The sequence below is a fragment of the Algibacter sp. genome, assembly GCF_049667265.1.
Lineage (GTDB): Bacteria > Bacteroidota > Bacteroidia > Flavobacteriales > Flavobacteriaceae > Algibacter_B.
In genome coordinates this window covers 1-6,891 of the sequence record NZ_JBATHX010000110.1, presented here as the reverse complement: position 1 = coordinate 6,891, position 6,891 = coordinate 1, and the positions used below count along the sequence as shown (strand labels likewise).

Here is a 6,891-nt window from a genome sequence, read left to right as displayed (position 1 = left end):
TGGTCTAACTTATTAGTTTCTATCCACCAAGTGGCGGCTTCCATTAATAATTCTGGGTTATCATTTTTGTTTTTAAAAAACGCATAGAATGATATGCCTACATGGTCGCCTTTTGCTGCAATTTTCTTATTACAAACTTCAATAATTTTATCTTTTAGAATCTTTTGCATGCAAACTGGTTAGTCTTAATTTCGTCTATCGCTATTGCGTTTCGGTCTTCTAGAATTACTGTTTTTATTAGAACTTGAATTTCTATTAGAATTCCCAGAATTTCTATTTGAGCCTCCAGAATTTCTTGAGTTTCTATTTTGACGACCTTGACCTTGTTTTATTGGTGCTGTTGAAGCATTAGGATCAGGTTCAAAACCTTCTAAAACTTCAACTGGTAATTTCATTTCAATTAACTTCTCAATATCTCTTAAAAACGTCGTTTCATCTGCACTAACTAAAGATATAGCTTCACCGCTTGCACCTGCTCTACCCGTTCTACCAATTCTATGTACATAATCCTCAGAGATATTAGGTAATTCAAAATTAATAACATGCGGTAATAACGGAATATCCAAGCCACGAGCAGCAATATCTGTTGCTACCAATACACGAACTTTTCCAGTCTTAAAACCTGCCAATGCTTTTGTTCTTGCACCTTGGCTTTTATTTCCATGGATGGCCGCTGCTGTTATTCCAGATTTAACCATTTTTTCACAAAGCTTATTTGCGCCATGCTTAGTTCTAGTAAAAACTAAAACTTGTTTCCAGTTTCCGTCGGAAATTAACTTAATAATCAATCCCGTTTTCAAACCTTTTGCAACTCTATAAACTTTTTGGGAAATGGCATCAACAGTCGTGTTTTCAGGTGTGGCTTCAACTTGTACTGGATGATTTAAAATCCCATGAGCTAACTTTTTTATGTCCTTTGAAAAGGTTGCTGAAAACATCAAATTCTGACGCTTTTCTGGCATCGATTTAATAACCTTTTCAATATCACGTAAAAAGCCCATATCAAGCATGCGATCTGCTTCATCTAAAACAAATATTTCTACACGTTTAAGCGATATAATACCTTGACTCTGCAAATCTAATAAACGTCCTGGCGTGGCTACCAAAATATCGACACCTTGACGCATAGTCGCCGCTTGTGGTTTTTGATTAACACCACCAAAAATCACCGCGCTTCGTAAGTTTAAAAACTCACTATATTCTCGAACATTAGCATATACTTGTGCAGCTAATTCGCGCGTTGGTGTTAAAATTAACGCACGAACGGGTCTGTATTTTTCTTTCGGATTTTCAGAAAGGATGTGTAAAAGCGGTAATGTAAAACCTGCTGTTTTCCCTGTTCCTGTTTGTGCCGATGCCAATACATCTTTACCTTCTAATATTGGAGGAATGGCTTTTTGTTGAATTGGACTTGGGGTTGTGTATCCTTTTTTACTAACTGCTTTTAGTAAGGCATCAGATAAGCCTAAAGATTGAAATGACATATAGTGTGTTTATGAAGGTCCTTATTTGGACATTTGAGATTATAAACCTTATATGAATTCAATCTCCTTCTAATTAAGCGGCAAATGTACAGCTAATTTTCAGAGAGTCCTTTTTTATTTTAATTTTTAGGAATAATTATGAGATTCTGAAATGAATTCGGAATGATGCTATGCGTTAAATAAACTCCCTATACTGCATCACTCGAAAATCAAAAGTGTTGAAATCTGGTTTTTTGGCTTTTAGCTGTTTATAAAGCGGAATTCTACTTATTGAAATATTTGCTGCTCCAGATCCGGAAGTTAGGGATACGGTTTTGATTGTTCTTGAGATACTTTGACTGCCCTCAGTATGACACAACGTGAATTGATGAATGCGCGGCACCTCGTTATGTACCAATTCCAGTTTTAAATTATAAGTTTTTAAATGCCTTCTGAAGAAATACTCAGGGCCGTTTTTACTATTTCCTCCCGTAAACAAAAGCGTATCAATATTTGGGTAGGCCTTTAAATAGCCAATAATATCCCGAAGTTTGATATTTTGCATACCTAAATCGGAAGCATCAATTTTTTCGCGATCTGCGCTATCAACAATATCGCAAACACCAATTTTATGATTTGTTAGAAATAACTTTCGTTCTTCAATGGCTTCATCGGAATTATCATAACGCAAACCCAAATCGTGAATTTTATCTATAAATAGCCAAAGGGAATTGTAATAACTTCCGTAGCAGAAATCGACATCCTTTTCTAGAAGCTCACCCGTTGAAAACCTTGGCGGCGGCAATGTACCCACTATTAGTTTTGTAGTGTCCTTTTTAATGAATGGTTTGTATGGGTGTTTGTGTTTAAACATAGGTTTAGCTAGGTTTTCTGCTTTAAATTTCTTATCTTAATAAGAACTAAAGATAATGAGATTCCCTCCTTCGAGGGAATGAAAAAAATATAATTTCATGGGAAAAGGCGATAAAAAAACAAAACGTGGTAAAATAAACCGAGGCACTTTTGGTGCAAGAAGACCAAGAGTAAAAAAAAGACGATCCATTGAAACTAAAATTGGCATCAGCAACAAGGCTACACCAAAATAAAAAAAAAGCTGTTCAAAAAGTGTCATTCTGAATGTAAACGAAGCATCTTTTAAAAATTAAAATTCTGAGAAAAAGCTAATTAAGATTCTTCGCTATCACTCAGAATGACATTAAAAACACTTTTTAGTCAGCCGTATTTTTTTAAGCCATTTCTTTTAAAAGCTTATCAACTTCCAAAATAGTTGCTTTATATAATCGTTTATTGGGTTGAGCCATATGGCTAGACTCGGTTTGAACATCTTTTAATATTTCTAGACCCTCGTCTTTCTTTTCAATACTTATAAGAAATTTGGCTAAAATGAGCCGCTCATCATAAAACGAGTATCTAACATCAATGGCTCTTAAATTAGCTTCTGCTGCTTCCATTTCACCTTCCCGTTCCAAGGCTATGCCGTATAAAAACTGTGTTCTTGATTTTTTAAATTCCGGATGGTCTTTTATTTTTTCTACATATTCAATAACCTTGCTACAATCTTCAACATTAAAATAGGCTTCAATAAGCTGTTTTGTAGCGTAAAAGTTATTTTGGGATTTGTCTTCTATAGCCTCTAAATAATGAGTAATCGCATGGTTGTAATCCTTGATATCTAAATAAGCGTCGGCAAGATTAATTCGATTTTGGTAGGTTTCTGAAAATTCTAATCGCTCTTCTAAATCTTTGATTTTTTTTGTTGGGCTAATAACGTTTATGATTTCAGTAGTGATTTTTTCAGCATCACGTTTATTATAAACCTGGGTAATTAAATAGATGGCACAACCAATTGGACCTAAAAAAAGAATTACAAACCACCAATAATAGGCATTTCTATTTGTGTAGAGATGATATAAGCAATAGACTTGAAGTGCAATTATTAAATAGTAATACATTAAACTTTATTTTAAAAAGTGGATGCCAGACTGCAAATGAATGACAAAGTTATCTGATAAAAATCAATTCGTTTCCTTTTGACATGGGTTCGCTAAAACTATAACCATCATAATTGAAACCTTTTAAATCATCAATTGTTTTTGCGTTAGTATCCACAACATATCGCGCCATCATACCCCGAGCTGCTTTTGCAAAAAACGAAATCATTTTATATTGGCCATTTTTAAATTCTTTAAAATTAGCCGTTACAACTGGCACCTTTAAAGCTTTTGTATCTATAGCTTTAAAATATTCGTTACTGGCCAAGTTTAAAAACACCTCATCGTCCTCAAGTTCTTCATTTAAGGATTTTGTAATATCCTTTTTCCAGAACTCATAAAGATTTTTTTTAGTGCCCACTTTTAATTTGGTCCCCATTTCTAGGCGGTAAGGTTGGATTAAATCGGTTGGTTTTAAAACGCCATATAAACCTGACAGGATCCGAACTGTATTTTGAACAGTTTCTAATTTAGTTTCTGGAATAGTATAAGCATCTAAACCTCTGTACACATCGCCGTTAAAAGCATACATGGCAGGTCTTGCATTGTCGGTTGAAAAGGGTAATTCCCAAGCTTGGTTACGCTCGAAATTTAATTGCCCCAAAGCCTCAGAAATGTCCATAAGTTTAGATAAACTTCTAGCCGATTTTGTTTTAAGCAATTTATTTAAACGCTCAGATTGTTTTAAAAACTGAGGTTCGGTATGTTTTGCCGTTGGTAACGGACTTTCAAAATTTAAAGATTTTGCTGGTGATAATACTAATTTCATATTCCCCTTTTAATTCCCCAAAGGGGAAATTGATACAATTAATTCCAAATTTACAACTACTAATTCACTTTAAAAATTTAAGCTTAGAATAATTTGTGATGTGGATATAGATTGAATTGATGTTATTGAGATTGTCCGAAAAATTAACTAGCTTCGTTTAACACCAGATATAATTCATTATAACGATTTCATATCTATAAATCACATTGAAGGATGGCCGAAAAATCACACTCAAAATTTAATAAATTGATGAATAAAAAGGAAATAGCCAAGGATTATTTAACTCACCTTGAAAACGGAAACATTGAACAAGTAATAGCATTATTTAATCAAAATGGCATGGTTGATTCGCCATTATATGGAGTTAAAAAAGCGGAGGAATTTTATCTTGAATTGAATAACGACACTACAAATTCAGAACTTCACTTAAAAGGAATTTTTGAAGAAACTGAATCAAATAAATTAGCTCTTTACTTTACCTATAAATGGACTTTAAAAAATGATCAAAAAGTGGAATTTGATGTTGTTGATATCATTGAATTCGATGCTCTAAATAAAATTAGTAAACTAAAGATTATATACGATACTGTTCTAGCTAGAGAATTAGTTGACCTATTAGAAAAATAAAGTCAACGCACAACAACGGTGATAAAACATCGTAACGATTTCATATTCGTAACCCACGATAAACGAACCTCCCAAAAAGCAAAATATTTTTAACTAACACGAATAAATAACAATTTACAGCAACCCAACACAAGTTTCAACCTAGTGTTTTATATTTACATAATTATCAAAAGAAAAAATTATGCTAAAAACTCCAGTTATACATCCAACCATTATGGAAGCGCTTGCGCGATCAGGACATTTTGCCCAAGTTGTTATTGCCGATGGAAATTTACCTGTTGGCGCCATGTCTGGTCCTAATTCGACCACCGTGCACCTAAATTTTCGTCCGGGATTATTGGATGCGCTTACGGTACTTGAGGGTATTCTTGAAGTTTGCCCTGTGCAAGGCGCTATTGTTATGGAAAAACCAGCGGAAGCAAACGCTGAAATTCATTATGCTTATAAAAAATTACTGGGTGATGTTACTTGGAACGAAATGGAACGCTGGGCTTTTTACGACAAAATTAGAGATGTAAACACCACATTAATTATTCAAACCGGCGAACAACGTCGGTTTGCTAATTTAATTCTTACGGTTGGTGTTGTAAAAATGGCTGAAGAAAGAAATTTTTAATGGCTTAAAGTTTATTTACGGAAACAAGTAAAAAACTAGAATATCACATAGTTTCTTATCTGGAACTATGATGCTATTGCTCTTATTATCGAAATAAACAATAGTTTAATGGTTAACGTGATGCTGCGTTAGGCCTGCCGGCAGGCAGGGATTGAAGCATTTATTGGAGCTCTTTTTGTGTTGTTGCACCCCTGCCTGCCGGCAGGCAGGTATGCAACACAAAAAAGCAACTGCGAAAAGCCCGACCCTTGTGGTAACCTGCCTGCCGGCAGGCAGGCGCCCAAATTATAAAGTGAATAACCCTAATTTAAAAGATTCCTACCTTCTCAGGAATTTAGATGTCTTGATGTTTTGAGTAGCTGCGCCATTTTTCGATACATTGCTGCATATCGTCAGGAATTGGCGATTCGAACTGCATAAATTTGCCTGTTGTTGGGTGCTCGAAACCCAATGTTTTGGCGTGTAGTGCTTGACGTGGCAATACCTTAAAACAATTATCAACAAACTGTTTGTATTTAGTAAATGTGGTGCCTTTTAGAACTTTTTCGCCTCCATAACGCTCGTCGTTAAAAAGGGTGTGTCCAATGTGTTTCATGTGCACACGAATTTGGTGCGTGCGGCCCGTTTCGAGCTTGCAAGACACCAAAGTAACGTAGCCTAAACGCTCTAAAACTTTGTAATGGGTAACGGCTGGCTTACCTTTATCTTCGTCCTCGTCAAAAAAAACCGTGTTTTGTAGTCGGTTTTTGGGGTGTCTGCCAATATTGCCTTCAATGGTGCCTTCCTCCTCTTCAATATTGCCCCAAACAAGTGCAATGTATTCGCGTTCGCTCGTTTTATTGGCAAACTGTGCCGATAAATATGCCATGGCTTGTTCGGTTTTTGCAACCACTAAAAGTCCACTAGTATCCTTATCAATTCTGTGCACCAATCCTGGGCGTTCACTCGAGTTGTTTGGTAAATTATCAAACCTATGAATTAAGGCATTTATAAGCGTTCCAGAGTAGTTTCCGTGTCCCGGATGCACAACAATGCCAGCTTCTTTGTTTACAACAAGCAGGTCGTCGTCCTCATAAACCACATCTATATCAATATCTTCACCAACCAATAAATTTTCAAATGGCGGATGCGCTAATAATACTCTAATTTTATCGAAGGGTTTTACTTTGTAGTTTGCTTTTACGGCCACATCGTTAACAAAAATACTGCCGTCTTTTGCAGCAGCTTGTATTTTGTTTCGCGTTGCGTTTTCAACAAAATTCATTAAATATTTATCTATCCGAAGTGGCGTTTGCCCTTTATCAACCGTAAATGCGTGGTGTTCGTAAAGATTATTTTCGTCTGGTAATTTAGGTGTGTTTTCGTCCATTTTTACGGGCGGTTTCCATTACCAAGCACCAAATC

Annotated in this window: 9 protein-coding genes; 3 read left to right on the top strand and 6 right to left on the bottom strand. The window is 35.5% G+C overall.

All coding sequences use genetic code 11. From position 1 onward, the window contains the following. The 3 genes from WBN21_RS03925 to WBN21_RS03915 all read right to left on the bottom strand — a co-directional run. A partial coding sequence (locus tag WBN21_RS03925; protein WP_424197992.1) for a DUF6500 family protein occupies window positions 1-170 on the bottom strand: 170 nt, incomplete at its 3' end. Between the two features lie 15 nt (window positions 171-185). Beyond that, complete coding sequence (locus tag WBN21_RS03920; protein ID WP_424197991.1) at window positions 186-1,484, bottom strand: DEAD/DEAH box helicase; 1,299 nt, start codon at window positions 1,482-1,484, stop codon at window positions 186-188. A 175-nt stretch (window positions 1,485-1,659) separates the two neighbouring features. After that, entirely contained in the window at window positions 1,660-2,337 is a 678-nt protein-coding gene (locus tag WBN21_RS03915; protein ID WP_424197990.1) for a uracil-DNA glycosylase family protein, read from the bottom strand. Window positions 2,338-2,434: 97 nt separating this feature from the next. Here WBN21_RS03915 and WBN21_RS03910 point away from each other — a divergent pair, with 97 nt between their 5' ends. Then, entirely contained in the window at window positions 2,435-2,569 is a 135-nt protein-coding gene (locus WBN21_RS03910) for a 30S ribosomal protein THX (RefSeq protein WP_424197989.1), read from the top strand. Window positions 2,570-2,710: 141 nt separating this feature from the next. Here the strand turns inward: WBN21_RS03910 and WBN21_RS03905 are convergent, their stop codons facing one another. Continuing rightward, the gene (locus WBN21_RS03905; RefSeq protein WP_424197988.1) at window positions 2,711-3,436 is read right to left on the bottom strand and encodes a hypothetical protein; all 726 of its coding nucleotides are present in this window, start codon (window positions 3,434-3,436) and stop codon (window positions 2,711-2,713) included. 49 nt (window positions 3,437-3,485) lie between these two features. After that, window positions 3,486-4,244, bottom strand: a complete 759-nt coding sequence (yaaA, locus tag WBN21_RS03900; RefSeq protein ID WP_424197987.1) for a peroxide stress protein YaaA — start codon at window positions 4,242-4,244, stop codon at window positions 3,486-3,488. 213 nt (window positions 4,245-4,457) lie between these two features. Here yaaA and WBN21_RS03895 point away from each other — a divergent pair, with 213 nt between their 5' ends. Continuing rightward, entirely contained in the window at window positions 4,458-4,871 is a 414-nt protein-coding gene (locus WBN21_RS03895; RefSeq protein ID WP_424197986.1) for a nuclear transport factor 2 family protein, read from the top strand. A gap of 181 nt (window positions 4,872-5,052) precedes the next feature. Beyond that, on the top strand, window positions 5,053-5,487 hold the full coding sequence (locus WBN21_RS03890) for an RbsD/FucU domain-containing protein (RefSeq protein ID WP_424197985.1): 435 nt from the start codon (window positions 5,053-5,055) through the stop codon (window positions 5,485-5,487). Between the two features lie 334 nt (window positions 5,488-5,821). On the opposite strand, the gene WBN21_RS03885 is transcribed toward WBN21_RS03890, so the two are convergent. Next, complete coding sequence (locus WBN21_RS03885) at window positions 5,822-6,856, bottom strand: RluA family pseudouridine synthase (protein ID WP_424197984.1); 1,035 nt, start codon at window positions 6,854-6,856, stop codon at window positions 5,822-5,824. Window positions 6,857-6,891 lie beyond the last annotated feature (35 nt).

Excerpts from the sequence above, each read along its gene's own strand:
- WBN21_RS03920 (WP_424197991.1), bottom strand. The coding sequence starts at position 1,484 with ATGTCATTTCAATCTTTAGGCTTATCTGATGCCTTACTAAAAGCAGTT.
- WBN21_RS03915 (WP_424197990.1), bottom strand. The coding sequence starts at position 2,337 with ATGTTTAAACACAAACACCCATACAAACCATTCATTAAAAAGGACACT.
- WBN21_RS03910 (WP_424197989.1), top strand. The coding sequence starts at position 2,435 with ATGGGAAAAGGCGATAAAAAAACAAAACGTGGTAAAATAAACCGAGGC.
- WBN21_RS03905 (WP_424197988.1), bottom strand. The coding sequence starts at position 3,436 with ATGTATTACTATTTAATAATTGCACTTCAAGTCTATTGCTTATATCAT.
- yaaA (WP_424197987.1), bottom strand. The coding sequence starts at position 4,244 with ATGAAATTAGTATTATCACCAGCAAAATCTTTAAATTTTGAAAGTCCG.
- WBN21_RS03895 (WP_424197986.1), top strand. The coding sequence starts at position 4,458 with ATGGCCGAAAAATCACACTCAAAATTTAATAAATTGATGAATAAAAAG.
- WBN21_RS03890 (WP_424197985.1), top strand. The coding sequence starts at position 5,053 with ATGCTAAAAACTCCAGTTATACATCCAACCATTATGGAAGCGCTTGCG.
- WBN21_RS03885 (WP_424197984.1), bottom strand. The coding sequence starts at position 6,856 with ATGGACGAAAACACACCTAAATTACCAGACGAAAATAATCTTTACGAA.